The sequence below is a fragment of the Prevotella sp. MGM1 genome, from assembly GCF_002933775.1.
Classification (GTDB): domain Bacteria; phylum Bacteroidota; class Bacteroidia; order Bacteroidales; family Bacteroidaceae; genus Prevotella.
On the sequence record NZ_BEWV01000127.1, the window covers coordinates 1 to 797 of the forward strand.

General features: G+C 56.6%; 1 protein-coding gene and 1 pseudogene. Both read right to left on the minus strand.

Features of this window, described 5'->3' with window-relative positions:
* Positions 1–198 (minus strand): annotated as a pseudogene (locus MoGM_RS04510) (hypothetical protein); the annotation flags it as partial.
* Positions 199–223: 25 nt separating this feature from the next.
* The gene (locus MoGM_RS04515; protein ID WP_104368944.1) at positions 224–643 is read right to left on the minus strand and encodes a phage protein Gp36 family protein; all 420 of its coding nucleotides are present in this window, start codon (positions 641–643) and stop codon (positions 224–226) included.
* Between the last annotated feature and the right edge of the window lie 154 nt (positions 644–797).

A 797-nucleotide genomic window follows, 5' to 3' on the forward strand; every position in this document is an offset into this window, starting at 1 on the left:
GCCCAGGGATATGCGCACACTGTCGCCGCGATGCACCGGAATTTCAGCCGAGCCGTTCCACTTCATTTTTTTAGGCAGGGTTATTTTGGCTTCGGCGGTGAGCTTTTCGGTGTCGCGTGTAATCTCCACGGCAGTAACAAAGTCGAGCGACCAGGAGCGGTCGCCCTTAATCTCAACTTTTGCGCACAGTCTGAACATTGCTTAAACGGTGTTTAACGGGTGTTTAATAGTCGTATCTGTTTGGGGGCATAGAGCCGGAGCGCACGGGGTTGCGGGTGTCGGTGTTTCCGTCCGGGGAGATATAAAGCGGGAGATCCGGGGAGGCTTTGGAGCTCTGGACATCGCGGAGCCATTTAACGGCATCGTTATAGAGGCACTCGCGGCGCTCATGGCCCATGTTCTGGGGAAGACGGTGGACCATAAGCCACAGGGAGATGTTAACGGCAACCTGCACCAGCATGGCATTACGGCACGAGCCTGAGGCGGCGAAAGCGCGGTCAATGTCGTAACGGCTTCGGAGATAGGAGGAAATCTGCTCCAGTGCGGCGGCTTCGGCGACTTCGCGCGTTTCGGGGCTTTGGGTTATCTGCTCAAACTCGTAGTCGTCGCAGACAGAGCGGTAATCTTCAACAGTCAGGAACATGTGCGCGAGGTTTTGGGGGTTGCTTCATAAATGGCAATCTGGCGGGCCTTTTCAGCGGTCAGACCGGGGAAACGCTTTTGCCGGATCAGCTGCTTCACGCCCTGCATGGAAACGCAGACGGGGCGCCCCTGGTACACGAGCACCAGGAACTTTT